General features: G+C 71.1%; 18 protein-coding genes. 1 reads left to right on the forward strand and 17 read right to left on the reverse strand.

Annotated features, from left to right (window positions below; genetic code table 11):
- Positions 1-20: 20 nt before the first annotated feature.
- The 14 genes from B072_RS0136030 to B072_RS0136095 all read right to left on the reverse strand — a co-directional run bounded on the left by B072_RS0136030 (position 21) and on the right by B072_RS0136095 (position 14,325).
- A complete protein-coding gene (locus B072_RS0136030) occupies positions 21-1,391 on the reverse strand; it encodes an MFS transporter (RefSeq protein ID WP_018534845.1) in 1,371 nt (456 codons plus the stop codon).
- A gap of 102 nt (positions 1,392-1,493) precedes the next feature.
- Complete coding sequence (nusB, locus tag B072_RS0136035) at positions 1,494-1,928, reverse strand: transcription antitermination factor NusB (RefSeq protein ID WP_018534846.1); 435 nt, start codon at positions 1,926-1,928, stop codon at positions 1,494-1,496.
- 2 nt (positions 1,929-1,930) lie between these two features.
- On the reverse strand, positions 1,931-2,497 hold the full coding sequence (efp, locus tag B072_RS0136040) for an elongation factor P (RefSeq protein ID WP_018534847.1): 567 nt from the start codon (positions 2,495-2,497) through the stop codon (positions 1,931-1,933).
- Between the two features lie 59 nt (positions 2,498-2,556).
- A complete protein-coding gene (locus tag B072_RS0136045; protein WP_026246652.1) occupies positions 2,557-3,675 on the reverse strand; it encodes an aminopeptidase P family protein in 1,119 nt (372 codons plus the stop codon).
- A gap of 106 nt (positions 3,676-3,781) precedes the next feature.
- The gene (locus B072_RS0136050; RefSeq protein ID WP_078506708.1) at positions 3,782-4,600 is read right to left on the reverse strand and encodes a Pro-rich N-terminal domain-containing protein; all 819 of its coding nucleotides are present in this window, start codon (positions 4,598-4,600) and stop codon (positions 3,782-3,784) included.
- A gap of 133 nt (positions 4,601-4,733) precedes the next feature.
- A complete protein-coding gene (aroB, locus tag B072_RS0136055; protein ID WP_018534850.1) occupies positions 4,734-5,825 on the reverse strand; it encodes a 3-dehydroquinate synthase in 1,092 nt (363 codons plus the stop codon).
- Entirely contained in the window at positions 5,822-6,337 is a 516-nt protein-coding gene (locus B072_RS0136060; protein WP_026246653.1) for a shikimate kinase, read from the reverse strand. The genes aroB and B072_RS0136060 overlap by 4 nt, the downstream gene beginning before the upstream one ends.
- The gene (gene aroC, locus B072_RS0136065; RefSeq protein ID WP_026246654.1) at positions 6,334-7,518 is read right to left on the reverse strand and encodes a chorismate synthase; all 1,185 of its coding nucleotides are present in this window, start codon (positions 7,516-7,518) and stop codon (positions 6,334-6,336) included. The genes B072_RS0136060 and aroC overlap by 4 nt, the downstream gene beginning before the upstream one ends.
- Positions 7,519-7,726: 208 nt before the next feature.
- A complete protein-coding gene (locus B072_RS0136070) occupies positions 7,727-8,566 on the reverse strand; it encodes a shikimate dehydrogenase (protein ID WP_018534853.1) in 840 nt (279 codons plus the stop codon).
- Positions 8,544-10,247 carry an endolytic transglycosylase MltG gene (mltG, locus tag B072_RS0136075; RefSeq protein ID WP_018534854.1) on the reverse strand — a complete coding sequence of 568 codons (1,704 nt, stop codon included), beginning with the start codon at positions 10,245-10,247 and terminating at the stop codon, positions 8,544-8,546. The genes B072_RS0136070 and mltG overlap by 23 nt, the downstream gene beginning before the upstream one ends.
- 128 nt (positions 10,248-10,375) lie before the next feature.
- Positions 10,376-10,840 carry a Holliday junction resolvase RuvX gene (ruvX, locus tag B072_RS0136080; RefSeq protein WP_018534855.1) on the reverse strand — a complete coding sequence of 155 codons (465 nt, stop codon included), beginning with the start codon at positions 10,838-10,840 and terminating at the stop codon, positions 10,376-10,378.
- Positions 10,840-13,512 carry an alanine--tRNA ligase gene (alaS, locus tag B072_RS0136085; RefSeq protein ID WP_018534856.1) on the reverse strand — a complete coding sequence of 891 codons (2,673 nt, stop codon included), beginning with the start codon at positions 13,510-13,512 and terminating at the stop codon, positions 10,840-10,842. The genes ruvX and alaS overlap by 1 nt, the downstream gene beginning before the upstream one ends.
- Entirely contained in the window at positions 13,512-13,874 is a 363-nt protein-coding gene (locus tag B072_RS0136090; protein WP_018534857.1) for a DUF6167 family protein, read from the reverse strand. The genes alaS and B072_RS0136090 overlap by 1 nt, the downstream gene beginning before the upstream one ends.
- Positions 13,875-13,881: 7 nt before the next feature.
- The gene (locus B072_RS0136095) at positions 13,882-14,325 is read right to left on the reverse strand and encodes a DUF948 domain-containing protein (protein WP_018534858.1); all 444 of its coding nucleotides are present in this window, start codon (positions 14,323-14,325) and stop codon (positions 13,882-13,884) included.
- Between the two features lie 166 nt (positions 14,326-14,491).
- On the opposite strand from B072_RS0136095, the gene B072_RS0136100 reads away from it, so the two are divergent.
- On the forward strand, positions 14,492-16,699 hold the full coding sequence (locus tag B072_RS0136100; RefSeq protein ID WP_018534859.1) for an ATP-binding protein: 2,208 nt from the start codon (positions 14,492-14,494) through the stop codon (positions 16,697-16,699).
- A gap of 30 nt (positions 16,700-16,729) precedes the next feature.
- Here B072_RS0136100 and rpsD read toward each other — a convergent pair whose 3' ends face one another.
- The 3 genes from rpsD to B072_RS0136115 form a co-directional block, all read right to left on the reverse strand.
- The gene (gene rpsD, locus B072_RS0136105) at positions 16,730-17,344 is read right to left on the reverse strand and encodes a 30S ribosomal protein S4 (RefSeq protein ID WP_018534860.1); all 615 of its coding nucleotides are present in this window, start codon (positions 17,342-17,344) and stop codon (positions 16,730-16,732) included.
- 342 nt (positions 17,345-17,686) lie between these two features.
- A complete protein-coding gene (locus tag B072_RS0136110; RefSeq protein WP_018534861.1) occupies positions 17,687-18,385 on the reverse strand; it encodes an HNH endonuclease family protein in 699 nt (232 codons plus the stop codon).
- Between the two features lie 325 nt (positions 18,386-18,710).
- Positions 18,711-20,069 (reverse strand): replication-associated recombination protein A, encoded by a 1,359-nt coding sequence (locus tag B072_RS0136115; protein ID WP_026246655.1) that lies wholly within the window; start codon positions 20,067-20,069, stop codon positions 18,711-18,713.
- Positions 20,070-20,111 lie beyond the last annotated feature (42 nt).

The raw sequence follows: 20,111 nt of genomic DNA on the forward strand, positions 1-20,111 counted from the left end.
TCCTCGTCGTACGGGATGGTTCATGCGTGGGAACGGGCGTCGGCCGCGTCCCGCAGGCGGGTCAGTTCGGTCTCGGTGAGCCGGTAGCGGGTCAGCAGCGGCAGGCTCAGCAGCAACAGGACGGCGGGCAGCACGCCGAAGCCGACGACGATCGCGGTGAGCGCCGAGTCGGGCTGGGCGACGCGGTGGTCGGCGTCGGAGGAGACGAAGCCGCCGAGGGAGAGCACGAGCCCGAACAGGCCGGGCCCCAGGGCGAGCCCGAGCGTCTCGCCCGCGGTCCACAGCCCGGTGAAGACACCCGCCCGGCGTCGCCCGCTCAGATACGCGTCGGCGGCGATCGCGTCCCCGAGCATGGCGAGCGGCAGCATCTGCATGCCCGCGTACCCGACACCGGCCAGGGCCACGGCGACATAGATCAGGACGGACGGCAGCTCGCGGCCCGCCGCCGCGCCCACCGCGCCGACCAGGAAGCAGAGCGAGGCGCCGATGGCCGCGTCGCGCTTGCCCGCGCGCCGCCCGACGGTCAGCCACAGCGGCATGGCGAGCAGTGACGGCACGATGAGACAGGCGAACAGGACCGTCGTGGCACTCGGCCTGTCGAGGATGTACGTGGCGAAGTACTGGGTGCCGGCGAGCATCAGGCCGGTGGCGGCCGCCTGGACCACGAAGGCGGCGAGCAGCCAGGCGAAGGGGGCGTTGCCGCGGGCGGCGCGCAACTGGGCGCGGAGGCTGGGCTCGCTCGTCGTACGCATGACGGTCCTGGTCCCGGCCGTCGCGGCCACCGCCGCGAGCATGCCGAGCGCGAGCACCGCGCCGATCACGATCCCCATCAGCCGGTAGCCGCCCGCGCTGCCCCGGTCGTCGGCCGTGGACCCGGCGAGCATCGGCGCGACGGCGCCCGACAGCAGGATCGCGACGGCCAGGAAGGCGACGCGCCAGGACATGACGCGGGCCCGCTCGTCGGGGTCCTCGGTGAGCTCCGCGGGCAGCGCGACGTAGGGCACCTGGAAGCAGGCGTACGCGGAGGCGGTGAGCAGGAAGAGCACGGCCACGTAGGCCGCCGCCGGTCCGCCTTCGAGGCCGCCGGGCGCCGCGAACATGGCGGCGAAGCAGACCGGCATGGTGACGGCGCCGAGCAGCATCCAAGAGCGGCGGGGGCCGAACCGGGAGCGGGTGCTGCGGTCGGAGAGGCTGCCGATCCACGGGTTGAGCAGCACGTCCCACGCCTTGGGCAGGAACACCAGGAGTCCGGCCAGGCCCGCGCCGACGCCGAGGACGTCGGTCAGGTAGTAGAGGAGGAGCAGCCCGGGGACGGTGCCGAAGGTGCCGGTGGCGAAGGAGCCGAGGCCGTAGCCGACGCGGACCTTCGCGGGGAGGCCTGAGGGGGACATGGCCCGAACCTAATGAAGATCCCCCGGAACGCACCAGGCCCGAAGCAGAACAATGTTCAAGTTCTGCTTCGGGCCTGCGTGGTTGCTGAGCGAGTGCGGCTTTTATGCCTCGTCGCGGCGCAGCGACGGCTTCAGGTCCTTGAAGCGGGCCAGAAGACCGTTGATGAACGCCGGGGAGTCGTCCGTGGAGAACTCCTTGGCCAGCGAGACGGCTTCGTCGAGGACGACGGCGTCCGGAGTCCCGTCGACCCAGATCAGCTCGTAGGCGCCGAGCCGCAGGATGTTGCGGTCGACGACGGGCATCCGGTCGAGGGTCCAGTCGACGGCGTACTGCGAGATCAGCTCGTCGATGCGGCGGGCCTTGGGGGCGTACCCCTCGACCAGCTCCATCGTGTACTCGCTGACGGGCGGCTGCTGCGGGTCGCTGTGCGAGTTCCTGACCCAGTCCGCGAGAACCGTCACGACGTCGGCGCCGCGCTGGTCGGCCTCGAAGAGGATCTGGAAGGCGCGCTTGCGGGCCGTGTTACGGGCAGCCACGGTTAGCTGTTCACCCGGCCGAGGTAGCTGCTGTCACGGGTGTCGACCTTGATCTTCTCACCGGTGGTGATGAAGAGCGGGACCTGGATCTGGTGGTCGGTCTCCAGCGTGGCGGGCTTGGTGCCACCGGTGGAGCGGTCGCCCTGGACACCGGGCTCCGTCTCCTTGACGACGAGCTCGACGGCGGCCGGCAGCTCGACGAAGAGCACCTCGCCCTCGTGCTGCGCCACGGTGGCGGTGAAGCCCTCGATCAGGAAGTTGGCGGCGTCGCCGACGGCCTTGCGGTCGACGTGCAGCTGGTCGTAGGTCTCCATGTCCATGAAGACGAAGTAGTCGCCGTCCATGTACGAGAACTGCATGTCGCGCTTGTCGATCGTGGCCGTCTCGACCTTGACGCCGGCGTTGAACGTCTTGTCGACGACCTTGCCGGAGAGCACGTTCTTCAGCTTGGTGCGCACGAAGGCCGGGCCCTTGCCGGGCTTGACGTGCTGGAACTCGACGACGGACCAGAGCTGGCCCCCGTCGAGCTTGAGCACCAGGCCGTTCTTGAGGTCGTTCGTGGAAGCCACGGTTGCGGAATCTCCTGGACTGACGTGGACGACCCCGGGGCACAGCGCGTAGCCGGTGGCTACAGCGCGAGCAGCTCCTTGGTCGTGATGGTGAGTAGCTCGGGTCCGCCGTCCGCCTCGGGGCGGACGACGAGCGTGTCATCGATCCGGACGCCGCCCCGGCCCGGGAGGTGGACCCCCGGTTCGACGGTGACCGGCACACAAGCGTCCAGTTTACCCATGGCGGCGGGGGCCAACTGCGGGTCCTCGTCGATTTCGAGTCCTACCCCGTGTCCGGTCAGTTGCGCAAGCCCGTCACCATACCCTCCGGCGTCCAGTACGTGCCGGGCGGCCCGGTCCACCTCACGGCACTCGACCCCGGGCGCGAGGCTCTCGCGTCCGGCCCGCTGCGCGGCGAAGACCAGGTCGTACAGCTCGATCTGCCAGTCGGCGGGTGCGGTCCCGATGACGAAGGTGCGGCCCAGCTCGCAGCGGTAGCCGCGGTAGGTGGCGCCCAGGCACACGGAGAGGAAGTCGCCCTCCTCGACGCGGCGGTCGCTGGGCCGGTGGCCGCCGCGTCCCGAGTTCGGGCCCGTTCCGACGGAGGTGGGGAAGGCGGGCCCGTCGGCGCCGTGGTCGACAAGTCGACGTTCCAGTTCCAGGGCGAGGTGCCGCTCGGTGCGCCCGACGAGGATGGACTCCAGGAGCTCACCGAGCGCCTGGTCGGCGATCTCGGCGGCGATCCGCAGGCAGGAGATCTCCTCCTCGTCCTTGACGAGGCGGAGCTGTTCGACGCCTTTGTGGAGGTCGGCGAGGCGCAGCCGGGGCGCGACGGAGGCGAGCGCCCGGTGCCGGGCCACCGTCAGGTGGTGCTCCTCGACGGCGAGCGAGTCGATGCCCTGGGCCGTGGCGACGCCGGCCGCCGCGACGACCGGGTCACCGGCGGGCGCGGGCAGCACCTGCACCCGCAGCGCCTCGTCGGCCCGGCCCTCGGCGGGCTGCCCGCTGGGCGGCCGCGCGCACAGCAGTACGTCGCCGCCACCGCCGGTGTCCCGGCCGAGCAGGAGCACCGCGCCGTGCGGCGCCGCTCCGGCGAGATAACGCACATTGGCGGGTCGCGAGACGAGGGCGGCCGCACTGCCGCCCGCCGTCGCACGCTCTCTGAGCCGGTCCCGTCGGGCCGCGTACACCTCTGACATGAGGCCGAGCGTACGAGCGCGCGGGCGACCCGGCCGGTTCAGCGCGTCCGGACGGGCGGCGGCACGTGCGTTCTCAGGGGTGTCACCGTGGCTCAGGGGTGACGATTCACCACTGGGGCGGGCTCGCGATGGCCCGGGCGAGCACCTCGTCCAGGACCTGGGCCGTGCCGGGCACGTCCAGCTGCGAGTTGTCGATGATGGGCAGGCCCGAGCCGTACCAGCCGGCCATGCGGCCGTGGATGCGGGCGACTTCCTCGTCGGTGAGCCGGCGGTTTCCGCTGCGCTGGGAGTTCCGCTCCAGGACGATCTCCAGGCCGGGCAGCAGGACGACGGGCAGCAGCCCGGGTCCCACGTGCCGCTTCCAGCCACCTAGGCCGACGACGGGCCGGTCGGGGAAGACGGCGTCGTCGAGGATGCAGGAGATCCCGTTCGCCAGAAAGTTCCGCGCGGCGAAGCCGCAGGTGCGGCGGGCGAGGCGGTACTGCGCCTCACTGTGGTCGTTCCACCCCGACTGCGGGTCGGCGAATCCGGAGCGCACCCATTCCCGTACGTCGTCCAGGCTGATGTGGGCCGTGGGGACGCGGCGGCACTCCGCCCAGTACTTGGCGACGCTGGTCTTGCCCGCACCGGCGGGGCCGATGAGCAGCACCGCGAGCGTGGTGGCGGTCGGGTCGGCGGGCGCCTGCGCGGGCGGCGGGCTCGGCACGGCGACGGGACCGCCGGGCGGAAGCTGCACATGGCCCGTGGTCTCGCGGTGCGGCGGGACCGGCGGCTGCTGCGCCTGGGGGTGCGGCGGCGCCGGCGGGTGCTGCGGAGCGCCGGTGAAGCCGGGCGGCTGCTGCGCCTGGTTCCAGGCAGGCGAGGGTGCCGGTCCGTGCCCGGGCCGATGGGGCGGTGGCAGCGGAGACCCCACTGCGTGCTGCATCCGGTGCCACTCCGTCTCGTACAACCGTCATTGGGGCGCCGGCGAACGGGCGCTACCGAAAGGTACCGTCCCCGGCCGCCGTTGTGTGAACGGCCGGGGACGTCACAAAGTGCCCGTACCTCAACGAGCAGCGCTATTCGGCCACTTCGCCGTAGGCGGCGAGGAGGACGGCCGGGTCGGGGCCCTCCAGAACGGTGGGCTTGCCGAGGCCGTCGAGGACGATGAAGCGCAGCAGGTCGCCCCGCGACTTCTTGTCGACCTTCATGGTCTCCAGGAGCTTGGGCCACTGGTCGTAGCGGTACGACAGCGGCAGGCCCACGGACTCCAGGACGGCGCGGTGCCGGTCGGCGGTCGCGTCGTCCAACCGCCCGGCGAGACGGCCCAGTTCGGCGGCGAAGTGCATGCCCACCGAGACGGCGGCGCCGTGCCGCCACTCATAACGCTCGTTCTTCTCGATGGCGTGCGCGAGGGTGTGCCCGTAGTTGAGGATCTCGCGCAGGCCGGCCTCCTTGAGGTCGGAGGAGACGACCTCGGCCTTGACCTTGATCGCGCGCTCGATCAGCTCCGAGGTGTGCGGGCCCGTGGGCGTACGCGCCGCCTGCGGGTCCTCCTCCACGAGTTCCAGGATCCGCTCGTCGGCGATGAAACCGGCCTTGATGACCTCGGCGAGCCCGGACACGTAGTCGTTCACCGGCAGCGAGTCCAGGGCGGCCAGGTCGCACAGCACGCCGGCCGGCGGGTGGAAGGCGCCCACCAGGTTCTTGCCCTCGGCGGTGTTGATGCCGGTCTTGCCGCCGACCGCCGCGTCCACCATGGCGAGGACCGTCGTCGGGATCGCGATCCAGCGCACGCCGCGCAACCAGGTCGCCGCCACGAACCCGGCCAGGTCCGTGGTCGCGCCGCCGCCGACGCCCACGATCACGTCGGAACGGGTGAAGTTCGACTGGCCGAGCGCCTTCCAGCAGTAGGCGGCGACCTCGGCGGTCTTGGCCTCCTCCGCGTTCGGCACCTGGATGGCGATCGCCTCGAAGCCCTGCTCGGCGAGGTCCGTGCGCAGCGCCTCACCGGTCTCGGCCAGCGCCTCGGGGTGCACGATCGCGACCCGCTTCACCCGCTCGCCGATCAACTGACCCAGCTCGCCCAGGAGTTGGCGCCCGACCAGCACCTCGTACGGGTCGGTGCCGGCCGTGCCGCCGACCTGGATCCGGGTGATCTGCTCGCTCATGCCTGCTTCAACTCCAGTGCGTCGAGGACGCCTTGGGCGACTTCCTCGGGTGTACGGCCGTCGGTGGCCACGACCACCGAGGCGACCTCGGTGTACAGATGACGCCGCGCCTCCATCAACTCCCGCCACTGCTTGCGCGGGTTGACCGCGAGCAGCGGGCGGGCCGCGTTCAGCCCGGTGCGCTTCACGGCCTCCTCGACGTCCATCGAGAGATAGACGACGGGGTGCCCGGCGAGCAGCTCACGGGTGTCGGCGTCGAGGATCGCGCCGCCGCCGAGCGCGAGGACACCCTCGTGCTCGGCCAGCGCCGCGGCGACGGCCGCCTTCTCGAGAGCCCGGAAGTCCGCCTCGCCCTCGTCGACGAAGATGTCCGCGATGGTGCGGCCCTGCGCGGCCACGATGTCGGCGTCGGTGTCTCGGTAGGCACAGCCGAGATGCTCGGCGACCATGACCCCGACGGTCGACTTGCCCACGCCCATCGGACCGACGAGGACGACCCTCGGCCCGCTCACCGGATCTGCAGGTTGTCGAGGTACGAGGTCACGTTGCGCCGGGTCTCCGGCACGCTGTCGCCGCCGAACTTCTCCGCCACCGCGTCCGCGAGGACGAGCGCGACCATGGCCTCGGCCACGATCCCGGCCGCCGGCACCGCGGAGACGTCGGAGCGCTGGTGGTGCGCCTGCGCCGCCTCGCCGGTGGTGACGTCCACGGTCTTCAGGGCGCGCGGCACGGTCGCGATCGGCTTCATCGCGGCCCGCACGCGCAGCAGCTCACCGGTGGTCAGGCCGCCCTCGGTGCCGCCCGCGCGCCCGGAGACCCGGCGGATGCCCTCGGCGGTGTTCACGATCTCGTCGTGCGCCTGCGAACCCGGCACCCGCGCCAGCTCGAAGCCGTCACCGATCTCGACGCCCTTGATGGCCTGGATGCCCATGAGCGCACCGGCCAGGCGCGCGTCCAGCTTGCGGTCCCAGTGCACGTGCGAGCCGAGCCCGACCGGCACTCCGTAGGCCAGCACCTCGACCACACCGCCCAGGGTGTCGCCGTCCTTGTGCGCCTGGTCCACCTCGGCCACCATCTGCTTCGACGCGACGGCGTCCAGGCAGCGCAGCGGGTCGGCGTCCAGCTTCTCCACGTCGGCCGGCGTCGGGTACACGTTCTGCGGCGCCTTGACGGAGCACAGTTCGACGACGTGCGAGACGATCTCGATCCCGGCGGTCTCCTTCAGGTACGACCGCGCGATCGCACCGAGGGCCACCCGGGCCGCGGTCTCCCGGGCGGAGGCACGCTCCAGGACCGGGCGGGCCTCGTCGAAGCCGTACTTCTGCATGCCCGCCAGGTCGGCGTGGCCCGGCCGCGGCCGGGTCAGCGGTGCGTTGCGGGCGAGGCCGTCCAGGATCTCGGGGTCGACGGGGTCGGCCGACATGACCTGCTCCCACTTCGGCCACTCGGTGTTGCCCACCATCACCGCGACCGGGGAACCCATGGTCAGGCCGTGCCGGACACCGCCCAGGAAGGTGACCTGGTCCTGCTCGAACTTCATCCGCGCCCCGCGGCCATAACCGAGGCGCCGCCGTGCCAGGTGGTCCGCCACCATCTCCGTGGTGATCGGAACGCCGGCGGGAAGTCCCTCCAGCGTCGCGACAAGTGCGGGTCCGTGCGACTCCCCCGCGGTCAGCCAGCGCAACCTGCTCAACGGTGCTCCTCATGCTCGCGCTCTGCGTAACGGCTCAGCGGGCGGCACCGGGCGGCGCGGCCCGGCCCACCATGTATCCCCTGATCCTCCCACGCCCGGCCCGGCGCGCGTCCCGCTGTCCGCCTTGCGGACGGAGGGTGAGACGGGGAACACGAAGAGCGGGGCCGCACGGACCCGGTCCGTACGGCCCCGCCGCGCATCGTGAGGATCAGCCGAGCGACTTCAGGGCCGCCTCGCGCATCGCCGCGAGGACCGGCCGGGTGTCCCCGGTGAACTGCTCGAACTGGAAGACGGCCTGGTGCACCAGCAGGTCGAGGCCGCTGAGCACGGGTCCGCCGCGCTGCTGCCAGGCCGCGGCGAGAGGGGTCGGCCACGGGTCGTAGACGACGTCGAAGAGCGTGCCCACGCGCTCGGGCACCTCGCGGACCAGGTGGTCCGTGCCGCCCTTGGGGGTCGTCGATATCACCAGCGGCGCCTCGAAGGCCCGGGCCGCGTCGGTCCAGGCGGCCGTGCGCACGGTGACGCCGAGCCGCTCGCCCCAGCCGCGCATCTCGTCGGCGCGCTGCTGACTGCGTACGTAGACGACGACCTCGCCCGCGCAGATCCGGGCGAGCGCGGCGAGCGCCGAGGACGCGGTGGCGCCCGCGCCGAGGATCGCGGCGGACTCGACCTTCTCCACGCCCTGCTCGTGCAGCGCGGCGACCAGCCCGGGGATGTCGGTGTTGTCGCCGGTCCTGCGCCCGTCGGCGTGGAAGACCACGGTGTTCACGGCCTCGACCGACGCGGCGGTGTCGGTGATCCCGTCGAGCAGCGGTATGACGGCCCGCTTGAGCGGCATCGTCAGCGACAGACCGGCCCACTCGCCGGCGCCGAGCGACGAGAAGAAGCCGGGCAGCGCCTGCTCGTCGACGTCGAACCGGTCGTACGTCCACTCGCTCAGGCCGAGGGCCCGGTACGCCGCGTTGTGCAGCTGCGGCGAGAGCGAGTGGGCGATGGGAGAACCGAGAACTGCCGCCCGGTGCGCGTCAGTTGCCCTGCTGGCTGGCATTGAACTTGTCCTTCAACTTCTCGAACTCGGCGTTGGTCTTGGCGAACTCGGTCTTGTGCATGCCGTCCGTCGCCACGAAGTACAGCCAGCCGTCGCTCGTCGGGTTGAACGTCGCGGCCAGCGCCTCGTCACCGGGGTTGCCGATCGGGCCGGGCGGGAGGCCCTTGTGGTAGTAGGTGTTGTACGGGTCCGGGTCGCTGTTGATCTCGGACTCGCCGATGTTGATGTTGCTCTGCTTCTTGGCGTAGTTGTACGTCGAGTCGAACTGGAGCTTGCCGACCGTCTCCATGTTTCCGGGCTTGAGCCGGTTGTAGACGACCTCGGCCATCTTGCGGAAGTCCTCGTGGGTCTTGCCCTCGGCCTGCACGAGGCTGGCGACGGTGAGCACCTGCCACGGGCCGTCGAGACCGCGCTTCTTGGCCTCGGCGTCCAGATGGAGGCTGTCGTACTTCTCGCTCGCCCGCTCGACCATCTGCTTGAGGACGTCCTCGGGCTTCATGCCCTTGGCGACCGCGTAGCTCGACGGGTAGAGGAACCCTTCCAGCGGGTCCTTCACGTTCTTGTGGTTCAGCGCCCAGTCGGGCAGACCGAGGTCCTTGTAGTCCGACTTGGCGACCTTGGCCGTCGTCCCCTCGGCGACCTTCAGCTTCTCGTCGATGAGCTTGTAGATCTTGGCGTTGCGCCAGCCCTCGGGGATGGCCATGTTGGCGTGGCTCTTCGGGCTGAGCATCAGATCGACCGCGCTGGCCCCCGACATCTCCTTCTCCAGCACGTACGCGCCCGCCTGGATCGTCTTGCCCTGCGGGTTCGCGGACTGCGCGGCCACGAACGCGTCGACGCTCTGGACGACGCCCGCCGCCTTCAGCCGCTGGCCGATGGTGTAGCCGTCGGAGCCCTTGTCGATGACGACGCTGACCGTCTCGCCGTTGCCGTCGCCGGAGTAGTCCGGGGACGACCCGAACCGGTCCTGGTAGAACTGGTAGCCGAAATAGCCGACACCGCCGACACCTGCCGCGAAGATCGCGGTGAGGACCAGACAGGCACAGCCGCTGCGGCGCTTCTTCGGTTTCCGGCCACGACGCGGCTCGCCGTCGTCGTCCCCTTCGTCGTCACCGCCGCCGTTGAAGAACGCGTTCTCGCCCTGGTCGGGGCCCGCGTCCCACTCCGTCTGCGGCTCGGGCGCGCGGCGCCGACCCGGCGGCTCGGGCGGCGGGTAGGCCTCGGGGGTGCTGTAGTAGTCCGGCTGATCGCCGCCGTTGTACGCGGCGTTGTGGCCGGTGTTGTACGGGTCCGAGGGGTCGACGCCGTACGGGACCTGGCCCTGACCGCCGGTCTCCCAACCACCCTGGTCCTGGCCCTGACCTTGGCCGTGACCTTGGCCGTGACCTTGCTGCCCGCCGTAGGCCTGCTGGCCGTAGCCGGCGTCCTGACCGTAACCGGCGTCCTGGGGGTAGCCGCCGTTCTGGCCGTAACCGGGGTCCTGGGGGTAGCCGTAACCGTTCTGCTGCCCCTGGCCCCAGTCACCGCCGTACGCCTGCTGCGGCTGGTGCGGGTCGTACTGACCCTGGCCGCCGTAGGCAGCCTGACCGTGCCCGGCCTGCTGCTCCCATCCCTGCTCCCCGTACAGCGGGTCCGCGGGATGCCACGGTTCGGAGCCTTGGCCCCGGCCATACTCAGTCATCGGTCCCCTACAAGCCGCGAGGCGGGAAGAAGCCCGATTCCGGTCAGGAGGGCAACCGTTCCGCCTCTTGATGCTGTGCGGCAGCTGTTCGAACGCCGCCGGTCGCGCGGAACGTTACCGTATCGCGATCAGACAACCACTTCGACGCCCTCGCCCGGCGCACTTCCTGACGCCCGTTCGGACTCCAATGCCTGCTGAAGGATGACGACGGCGGCCGCCTGGTCGATGACAGACCTGCCCTTTTTGGACTTTACGCCGCTGGCGCGCAGGCCCTGACTGGCCGTCACTGTGGTCATCCTCTCGTCGAGGAGCCTCACCGGAACGGGTGCGATGCCACGCGCCAGCTCCTGGGCGAAGCCGCGGACCTTGACGGCCGCCGGGCCCTCGCCCCCCTTGAGGGAGCGAGGGAGACCGACGACGACCTCGATCGGCTCGTACTCCTCGACCAACTGCTTCAACCGCCGGTGGGCGGCCGGGACGTCGCGCCCCGGCACGGTCTCCACCGGGGTCGCGAGGATCCCGTCGGGGTCGCAGGACGCGACCCCGATCCGGGCGTCCCCCACGTCGATCGCCAGCCGGCGGCCTCTGCGCATCAGTTCGCGGTCTCCCCGACGAGGCGCTCGACGGCGTCGATGGCGTCGCCGATGGCGGCCGGGTTCTGGCCGCCGCCCTGCGCGACGTCCGGCTTGCCGCCGCCACCGCCGCCGAGGGTCTTCGCGGCGGTGCGGACCAGGTCACCGGCCTTGAGGCCGCGGTCGCGGGCCGCGTCGTTGGTGGCGATGACCGTGAGCGGCTTGCCGTTGGCCGTCGTGAAGAGCGCGACGACCGCGGGGCGGCCGCCCTGGATACGGCCGCGGACGTCGAGGACCAGCTTGCGCAGGTCGTCGGCGCTCGTGCCGTCCGGCACCTGACCGGTGACGACGGCGACGCCGCGGACGTCCTTGGCGGAGTCGGCGAGACCGGCGGCGGCCTGGAGGACCTTCTCCGCGCGGAACTTCTCGATCTCCTTCTCGGCGTCCTTGAGCTTGCCGAGCATCGCCGAGATCTTCTCGGGCAGCTCTTCGCTGCGGCCCTTGACCAGCTCCTGGAGCTGGGCGACGACCGTGTGCTCCTTGGCGAGGAAGTTGTACGCGTCGACGCCGACCAGGGCCTCGATGCGGCGCACGCCGGAGCCGATGGAGGACTCGCCGAGCAGCTTCACCAGGCCGAGCTGGGCGGTGTTGTGCACGTGCGTGCCGCCGCACAGCTCCTTGGAGAAGTCGCCGATGGTGACGACGCGGACGCGCTCGCCGTACTTCTCGCCGAACTCGGCGATGGCGCCCTGCTTCTTGGCCTCGTCGATCGACATGACCTCGGCCTGGACGTCCAGCTCGCGCGAGAGGACCTCGTTGATCTTCTGCTCGACGTCCGTCATCACGGCCGTGGGCACGGCGGACGGCGAACCGAAGTCGAAGCGGAAGCGGCCCGGCTGGTTCTCGGAGCCGGCCTGGGCGGCCGTCGGGCCGAGCGCGTCACGCAGCGCCTGGTGGGTCAGGTGCGTGGCGGAGTGGGCGCGGGCGATGGCCCGGCGGCGGGTCACGTCGATGATCGCCTGGGCCGGGGCACCGACGGTCACCTCGCCGACCTGCACGACGCCCTTGTGGACGTAGACGCCCGGGACCGGCTTCTGGCAGTCGCGGACCTCGACGACCGCGCCGTTGTCCAGCTTGATGCGGCCGGTGTCACCGATCTGGCCGCCGCCCTCCGCGTAGAAGGGGGTGCGGTCGAGGACGACCTCGACCTCGTCGCCCTCGGTGGCGGCCGGCGAGGAGACGCCGTTGACCAGCAGACCGACGACGGTGGACTCGCCCGAGGTCGCCGCGTAGCCGATGAAGTCCGTGGCACCGGCGGCGTCCGCGATCTCGCGGTAGGCGCCGACGTTGGCGTGACCGGTCTTCTTGGCCTGGGCGTCCGCCTTGGCGCGCTCCCGCTGCTCCTTCATGAGGCGGCGGAAGCCGTCCTCGTCCACGGAGAGGCCCTGCTCGGCGGCCATCTCCAGGGTGAGGTCGATCGGGAAGCCCCACGTGTCGTGGAGCAGGAACGCCTTGTCGCCGGCCAGGACCGTGGAGCCCGCGGCCTTCGTCTCGGTGACGGCGGTGTCGAGGATGTTCGTGCCGCCCTTGAGGGCCTTGAGGAACGCGGCCTCCTCGGCGAGCGCGACCTGCTCGATGCGCTTGCGGTCGGTGATCAGCTCCGGGTACTGCTCGCCCATCGTGTCGATCACGACGTCGAGCAGTTCCTGCACGACCGGACCGGTGGCGCCGAGGATGCGCATGTTGCGGATGGCGCGGCGCATGATGCGGCGCAGCACGTAGCCACGGCCCTCGTTGCCCGGCGTGACGCCGTCGCCGATGAGCATCGTCGACGTACGCATGTGGTCGGCGACCACGCGCAGCGAGACGTCCGACTCGTGCTGGGCGCCGTAGGCGACACCGGTCAGCTCGGTGGCCTTGTCGATGACGACACGCAGGGTGTCCGTCTCGTACATGTTCTGTACGCCCTGCAGGATCATGGCGAGGCGCTCGAGGCCGAGACCCGTGTCGATGTTCTGCGACGGCAGGTCACCGAGGATCTCGAAGTCCTCCTTGCCGATGCCCTGGCCGCGCTCGTACTGCATGAAGACCAGGTTCCAGATCTCCACGTACCGCTCGTCGTTGACGATCGGGCCGCCCTCTTCGCCGAACTCCGGGCCGCGGTCGTAGTTGATCTCGGAGCACGGGCCGCAGGGGCCCGGGACGCCCATGGACCAGAAGTTGTCCTTCTTGCCCAGGCGCTGGATGCGCTCCTTGGGGACGCCGACGACCTCGTGCCAGATGCGCTCGGCCTCGTCGTCGTCGAGGTAGACGGTGATCCAGAGCTTCTCCGGCTCCAGGCCGTAACCACCCTTGTCCTGGGGGCTGGTGAGCAGCTCCCAGGCGTACTTGATGGCGCCTTCCTTGAAGTAGTCGCCGAAGGAGAAGTTGCCGCACATCTGGAAGAACGTGCCGTGGCGGGTCGTCTTGCCGACCTCTTCGATGTCCGGCGTGCGCACGCACTTCTGCACCGAAGTGGCGCGCGGCGCGGGCGGCTTGACCTCGCCGAGGAAGTACGGCTTGAACGGGACCATGCCCGCGGGGACGAGCAGCAGAGTCGGGTCGTCCGCGATGAGCGACGCCGAGGGCACGACCTTGTGGCCACGCTCCTCGAAGAAGCTCAGCCAGCGGCGACGGATTTCAGCCGACTCCATCAGTGGTCCTCATTCCGGTTGTTGTACGCGTTGTACGCGTTGTGCTCGATGGTCTTGGGTTGCTTGGTGCTGAAGGTGTTCTCGACGATCGCGAGGCGGCGCTGCGCGGGCAGTGCCTCGTGCTCTGCGTCCGGCGAGGCGTTCAGGCCCAGCGCGTCGCCGAGTTCGGCCTCGCGCTCGGCCATGTTGTGGCGGACGTCGAGAGCGAAGTCCTTGAGCTTGTGGCCCGCTTCGACCGCCTTGTTGGCGGCCTGCGCGGCGAGGCTCTCCGGAGTCAGCTGCTTGATCTTGCGATTGACCTTGGTGGTGGCCCACACGCCGGCGGCTGCGCCCGCGGTGAACCAGAAGGTGCGGCGGAACATCGGTGGGTCAGTCCCTCTTCTTCCGGTCGGCCCGCTTGGCACGGCGCGCCTCGGGGACCGGACGGCCCACGATCACGGTACGACGGGTCTGCTTGGCGGGCACGTCCTTGCCGCGGCCGATCGCCCGGCGCACCCCGTAGCCGAACGCGGCCACCTTGACCAGCGGGCCGCCGAAGGTGGAGGCCACGGTGGAGGAGAGCGCCGACGCGTTCGACGTGACTTCCTGGACGTCCGAGGCGATCGCGTCGACCCGGTCGATCTGGGTCTGCGCGGAGCGCACCGCCTCGGAGGCGTCGGCCAGGAGCGGAACGGCCTGCTCGGTCACGTCCGCGACCAGCTTGGTGGTCGCCCTGAGCGTCTGGGCCAGCCTCGCGAGCGCCACCGCGAGGAAGGAGACCAGGATCGCCCAGAAGACAGCCACCAGGATCCCGGCCACCTCACCACCGGACACTTGGCACCGCTCCCTAGCCGAATCGCCACTGCTGAACATCGAAAAGTCGTCACCCGAGCCTATCGCGCCCGGCTCCGCGCTCCGTACCGCATTCCCCCGCGGCACCGGCCCACTTCGATCGAACCGATTGTACGGAGCGCGTACGGATGAGTACGCTCCGTACCCCATGCGACGCACTCCGCGCCCCGAAGACCCCTGTGCCGGTCCCCCGCACCCCGGCAACCTCCCCCACGAACTGAACCGATTCCTCGGCCGCGACGCCGAACTCGCCGCCCTGCGGGGCATCGTGGAGTCGGCGCGCCTGGTCACGGTCACCGGGATCGGCGGGGTGGGCAAGTCCCGGTTCGCCGCGCACGCCGCCGCCGGCACGCCGCGGGAGCTGTGCCGGGACGGGGTGTGGCGGGTGGAGCTCGCGGCGGTCCGGCAGCCGGAGCTCGTCGAGTACACCCTCGCGGAGACGCTCGGGCTCACCGACCACACCGCACGCCCGTCGCGTCAGGTGCTGCTCGACCACCTCGCCGAGCGCCGGCTCGTGCTCGTGCTGGACGGGTTCGAGCACCTGATCGACGCGTGTGCCTCGCTCGTACGGGATCTGCTGCGCACGGCGCCGGGCCTGCGGGTGATCGCGGTGGGGCGCAGGCCGCTCGCGCTCGACGGCGAGCGGCTCTTCCCGCTGACCCCGCTGGCGGCGGCGGACGCGGCGGAGCTGCTCGCCGACCGGACCGCGGCGCTGCTGCCCGACTTCGCCCTGCACGACGGCAACCGTGCCGACGTCCTGGAGGTGTGCCGGCGCCTGGACTGCCTGCCGCTCGCGGTGGAGCTGGCGGCGGGACGGCTTCGGGCACTGTCGCCGGCGCAGTTGCTGGAGCGGCTCGACGACCGGTTCCGGCTGCTGACCGGCGGCGGCCGCGACGTGCTGCCGCGCCACCAGACGCTGCGGACGACGATCGGCTGGAGCCACGAGCTGTGCACGGCGCAGGAGCGGCTGCTGTGGGCGCGGCTCTCGGTGTTCTCCGGCTCGTTCGACCTGGAGGCCGCCGAGTACATCTGCAGCGGCGACGGCCTGCACGCGGACGCGGTCCTCGACGTGCTGCACGAACTGCTGGCCCAGTCCGTCGTGTTCCGCGAGGACTCGTCCACCGGGGTGCGCTACCGGATGCTGGACACGGTCCGCGCGTACGGCGCCGAGTGGCTGGACGGCATCGCCGACACCGCCCGGATGCGGCGCAGGCACCGCGACTGGTACATGGGCCTGGCGACCTGGTGCGAGCTGGACTGGTTCTCGCCGCGGCAGGGCGAGGTGGCCGCCCGCATCGATGCGGAGCTGCCGAATCTTCGGGCGGCGCTGGAGTTCTGCCTGACCGAGCCGGGCGAGACGCATCTGGGCCAGCATCTGGCAGGCACCCTGTGGTTCTACTGGGCCGGCTGCGGGCGGCTCGCCGAGGGCCGGCACTGGCTGCGGCGCAGCGTGGAGCTCGACGCCGAGAACCCCGAGGGCGACGAGCAGTACGGGGCCTCGCGGCTCAAGGTGCTGTGGGTGCTCGGCTACGTGGCGATCCTGCAGGGCGACACGGTGCCCGCCCTCGCGGCGCTGCAGGAGTGCCGCGACGAGGCGGAGCGCACCGGCAACGAGACGGCGCTGGCCTACGCCGTGCACCGCACCGGCTGCCTGGCCCTGGTCACGGACGACATGCCGCGCGCCGAGCAGTTGCTGCGCGACGCGCTGGCCCGCTACCGCGAGATCGGCGAGCTCAACAGCAATGTGCTGATGGGCCAGGTCGAGCTGGCGATGGCGGCGGCGTTCCAGGGCGAGATGGCGCAGGCCGTGGCGCTGTGCGAGGACGTGCGGCAGGTCTGCGAGGACCACGGGGAGCGGTGGACCAGGGCGTACGCGCTCTATGTGCTGGCGTACGCACACTGGAGCGGGGGCGAACTGGCCCGGGCCCGGCAGCTCCTCGGGGAGTGCCTCGCCATCGACCACGAGTTCAACGATCTGCTCGGCACGGTGCTGGCGGTGGAGCTGCTCGCGCTGGTCACGGCCGCGGAGGGGGACGCGTCGGAGGCGGCGGTGCTGCAGGGCGCGGCGGCCCGGATCTGGCTGTCGGTGGGCCTGCCGCTGTTCGGTTCGGCGTACTACAACGTGCCGCACGAGCTGTGCGAGCGGCGGGCCCGCGAGGCGCTGGGCGACGCCCGTTTCGCGGAACTGGCGCGCGTGGGCGAGCAGTTGGGGCACGACGAGGTGGTGGCGCGGGCGCTCGGCAGCGATGCGCGTGCCCGCTCGGCCACGGTGCCGCGGCCCGCTCGCGCGCCCGCCCCGGAAACGCGGAAACCCGCCGCCTCCCCCACCGCGAACGGCGGGGAGACGACGGGCTGAAACGCAGGTGAGACTACGTCCGCTGGTCGGTCAGCGGGCGTAGTACTCGACGACGAGCTGCTCGTCGCAGATCACGGGGATCTCCTTGCGGTTCGGGTCACGGTCCAGGCGGAAGGCCAGGGCCTTCAGGTTGACCTGGAGGTAACGCGGGGTCTCGCCCTCGGGGGCGAAGCCACCCTCACGCGCGACCTGGAACAGCGGCTTCTCGCGGCTGCGCTCGCGGACCATCACGACGTCGTCGGGACGGACGCGGAACGAGGGCTTGTCGACCTTCTGGCCGTTGACCTCGATGTGGCCGTGGACGACCATCTGGCGCGACTGGTAGATCGTGCGGGCGATGCCCGAACGCAGCAGCAGCGCGTCGAGACGACGCTCCAGCTCGATGACCAGGGCCTCGCCGGTCTTGCCTTCGGCCTTCTTGGCGCGGTCGTAGGCGCGGGCCATCTGCTTCTCGCTGATGTCGTACTGCGCGCGCAGACGCTGCTTCTCGAGCAGACGGACCTTGTAGTCCGAGTTCTGCTTGCGGCCGCGGCCGTGCTCACCCGGCGGGTAGGGGCGGGCCTCGAAGTACTTGACGGCCTTCGGGGTCAGCGCGATGCCGAGGGCACGCGACTTCTTGACCTTGGGGCGGGACTGGTTCGCCATGAACCAAACACCTCATGTTTCTGATGCGAATACGGCTTCACCAGGGTTTGGGGAGGTCGCATCCGCAGCCCGGGAAATAACCCGCCCCTCGCTCTGTCGAGCCAGGGATGGGCAGCCGCTCCCGGATCTGGGCACATACGTGCAGCACGCGAGTGGCCCACCGACCGCCATCTCTGGGGTGGTGGGCTGCCCGCGACACCTTCGAAGGTGCGCGACGCTCCTGGATCCTCTGTGCCTCACGGTTCTGAGGATCCGGCTGGATGTCCCGCTCTGGTGATGCCGGTCTCCCTTTCGGGACACCTGGCGCGGGACGCAGCACTTCGGGGAAGTCTACCGGATCAGTCAGGGGCAGGTCGCCAGCAGGTCCTGGAGGGCCAGCTTCTCCGGCGCGGTGACCGTGAGCCGGTACTTGTGCTTGATCCCGGTCCAGCGGCGCCCGTACTCGCACCAGAAGCTCTTGTTCTGCGGCTTCCACTTGTCGGGGGTCTTGCTGCTCTTCTCGTAGTTGGCCGTCTTGTCGGCGGCGAGCAGCACGTCGAGGTCGTTGGCGTAGGTGAGCCGCTTCTGCGCGGTCCAGGCCCAGGCCCCGGCCCGCCAGGCGGCGCCGAGCGCGACGACGTGGTCGGTCTGGATCTGGGAGGCGCGGCGGTAGTAGTAGGGCAGCTTCTTGCCCGTGTACGGGTCGTGCAGTGTGCCCGAGATCACCACGCAGGGGTTCCGGTCGCCCTCCCGCATGTCCGTGAGGTCGCGGCGCAGGACGTCGTCCCGGGTGTCACAGCCGTTGCGCCCGCCGGGGGCGTCGACGTCGTCGCTCCATCCGTCGCCGAACTCGGTCCTCCTGTACGTCTGCCAGTTCTCGCCCCAGGCGACCTTCAGCCCCGCCAGCTGGGTCTTGGCGGTGGCCGCGGTGGGCGGGAAGCCGGTGCTCGCGAGGTACTGCGGTGACGGAAGGGTGGCAGGCTCGTCGGCCGCCTGCGCACAGCCCGCGACGCCGGCGAGGAGGAGGGTGGCGGCGACGGTGCGGTGGCGTGCCTTGCGCATGGGGTGAGCCTAGGTGGGGCGGGACGGGGGTGCCTGTCGGGCGGGCCCGTCTGCCGGGTCGCTGTGCGTTGCCGGGTGCGGGGTGCGTCGTGGCTGGTCGCGCCGTTCCCGCGCCCCTGAAGGCATGCGCTGCGCGCAGCTTCCCTGGGGCGAGCGAAGCTCGCTTCCAGGGGCGCGGGGAACCGCGCGAAGCAGGACCACCGGGTCGCAGTCGCCCACGAAACGGCAACCCGGCAGACGCGAAGGCTGCAAGGGGCGCGGGGAACGGCGCGACCAGCCACGACGAGCGCCGCACCCGGCGACGAAACATGAACGCCGCAGACGCTCAGCCGCCCGAATCCCCCTGCAGCCGCTCCCTGACTCGCTCGACCACATCGGCGTACCGCGCCTCGGCCCCATAGCGAGTCGGCTGGTAATAGCGCCGCCCGGCGATCGCGTCCGGCGCGTACTGCTGCGCCGCGATCCCTCCGGGCACGTCATGCGGATACACGTACCCCTGCGCATGCCCCAGCTTGGCCGCGCCCTTGTAGTGGCCGTCCCGGAGGTGCGGCGGCACCGGTCCGGCCAGGCCGCCCCGCACGTCCTCCATGGCGGCGCCGATCGCCGTCGTCGCCGCGTTCGACTTCGGGGCGAGGGCGAGAGCGATCGTGGCGTGGCTCAGGGTCAGCGCGGCCTCCGGGAAGCCGATCATGGCGACGGCCTGGGCCGCGGCGACCGCCGTGGGCAGGGCCGTCGGGTCGGCGAGGCCGATGTCCTCGCTGGCGGAGATCATCAGGCGGCGGGCGATGAAGCGCGGGTCCTCGCCGGCCTCGATCATGCGGGCCAGATAGTGCAGCGCCGCGTCCACGTCCGAGCCGCGGATGGACTTGATCAGGGCGCTGGCCACGTCGTAGTGCTGGTCCCCGTCACGGTCGTACTTCACCGCCACGCGGTTGACCGTCTCCTCGACGCTTTCGAGGGTGATGGACGCCTCGCCCTTGGCCATGGCCGCGCCGGCCGCCGCCTCCAGGGCCGTGAGCGCCCGGCGCGCGTCACCGCCCGCGACCCGCAGCAGATGTTCCTCGGCGTCCGCGTCGAGCACGACGGCGTCGTCCAGGCCCCGCTCCTCGGTCAGCGCCCTGGCCATCAGGCCGCGCAGATCGTCGTCGGTCAGCGGCTCCAGGGTGAGGAGCAGTGAGCGGGACAGGAGCGGGGAGATCACCGAGAAGTACGGGTTCTCGGTGGTGGCCGCGATCAGCGTCACCCAGCGGTTCTCCACCGCGGGCAGCAGCGAGTCCTGCTGGGCCTTGCTGAAGCGGTGGATCTCGTCGAGGAAGAGGACGGTCTCCTTGCCGTGCCCGCCCATCGCGCGCCGCGCGCCCTCGATGACGGCCCGCACTTCCTTCACGCCCGCGGTGATCGCGGACAGCTCCACGAACCGCTTGTCGGTCGCCTTCGAGACCACGTACGCCAAGGTCGTCTTGCCGATGCCGGGCGGGCCCCAGAGGATCACCGACGAGGCGCCGGCCGACCCTCCCCCGCCCTCCCCGACCAGGCGGCGCAGCGGCGAGCCCTGCTTCAGCAGGTGTCGCTGGCCGACTACTTCGTCGAGGGTGCGCGGGCGCATCCGGACGGCCAGCGGACTCGCGGACGGGTCCTTCTCCTGGCGTTCCTCGGCTGCGGCGGTGAAGAGGTCGGGTTCCACGACCAAAACCCTAAGTCACACCACTGACAACCCCACCGGCGC

Source organism: Streptomyces sp. HmicA12, assembly GCF_000373565.1.
In the GTDB taxonomy this organism is placed as follows: domain Bacteria; phylum Actinomycetota; class Actinomycetes; order Streptomycetales; family Streptomycetaceae; genus Streptomyces.

What these genes read in the sequence shown, in the direction of transcription:
- B072_RS0136030 (WP_018534845.1), bottom strand. Translation starts at nt 1,391, where the DNA reads ATGTCCCCCTCAGGCCTCCCCGCGAAGGTCCGCGTCGGCTACGGCCTC.
- B072_RS0136045 (WP_026246652.1), bottom strand. Translation starts at nt 3,675, where the DNA reads ATGTCAGAGGTGTACGCGGCCCGACGGGACCGGCTCAGAGAGCGTGCG.
- B072_RS0136050 (WP_078506708.1), bottom strand. Translation starts at nt 4,600, where the DNA reads ATGCAGCACGCAGTGGGGTCTCCGCTGCCACCGCCCCATCGGCCCGGG.
- aroB (WP_018534850.1), bottom strand. Translation starts at nt 5,825, where the DNA reads ATGAGCGAGCAGATCACCCGGATCCAGGTCGGCGGCACGGCCGGCACC.
- B072_RS0136070 (WP_018534853.1), bottom strand. Translation starts at nt 8,566, where the DNA reads ATGCCAGCCAGCAGGGCAACTGACGCGCACCGGGCGGCAGTTCTCGGT.
- mltG (WP_018534854.1), bottom strand. Translation starts at nt 10,247, where the DNA reads ATGACTGAGTATGGCCGGGGCCAAGGCTCCGAACCGTGGCATCCCGCG.
- ruvX (WP_018534855.1), bottom strand. Translation starts at nt 10,840, where the DNA reads ATGCGCAGAGGCCGCCGGCTGGCGATCGACGTGGGGGACGCCCGGATC.
- alaS (WP_018534856.1), bottom strand. Translation starts at nt 13,512, where the DNA reads ATGGAGTCGGCTGAAATCCGTCGCCGCTGGCTGAGCTTCTTCGAGGAG.
- B072_RS0136090 (WP_018534857.1), bottom strand. Translation starts at nt 13,874, where the DNA reads ATGTTCCGCCGCACCTTCTGGTTCACCGCGGGCGCAGCCGCCGGCGTG.
- B072_RS0136100 (WP_018534859.1), top strand. Translation starts at nt 14,492, where the DNA reads ATGCGACGCACTCCGCGCCCCGAAGACCCCTGTGCCGGTCCCCCGCAC.
- rpsD (WP_018534860.1), bottom strand. Translation starts at nt 17,344, where the DNA reads ATGGCGAACCAGTCCCGCCCCAAGGTCAAGAAGTCGCGTGCCCTCGGC.
- B072_RS0136110 (WP_018534861.1), bottom strand. Translation starts at nt 18,385, where the DNA reads ATGCGCAAGGCACGCCACCGCACCGTCGCCGCCACCCTCCTCCTCGCC.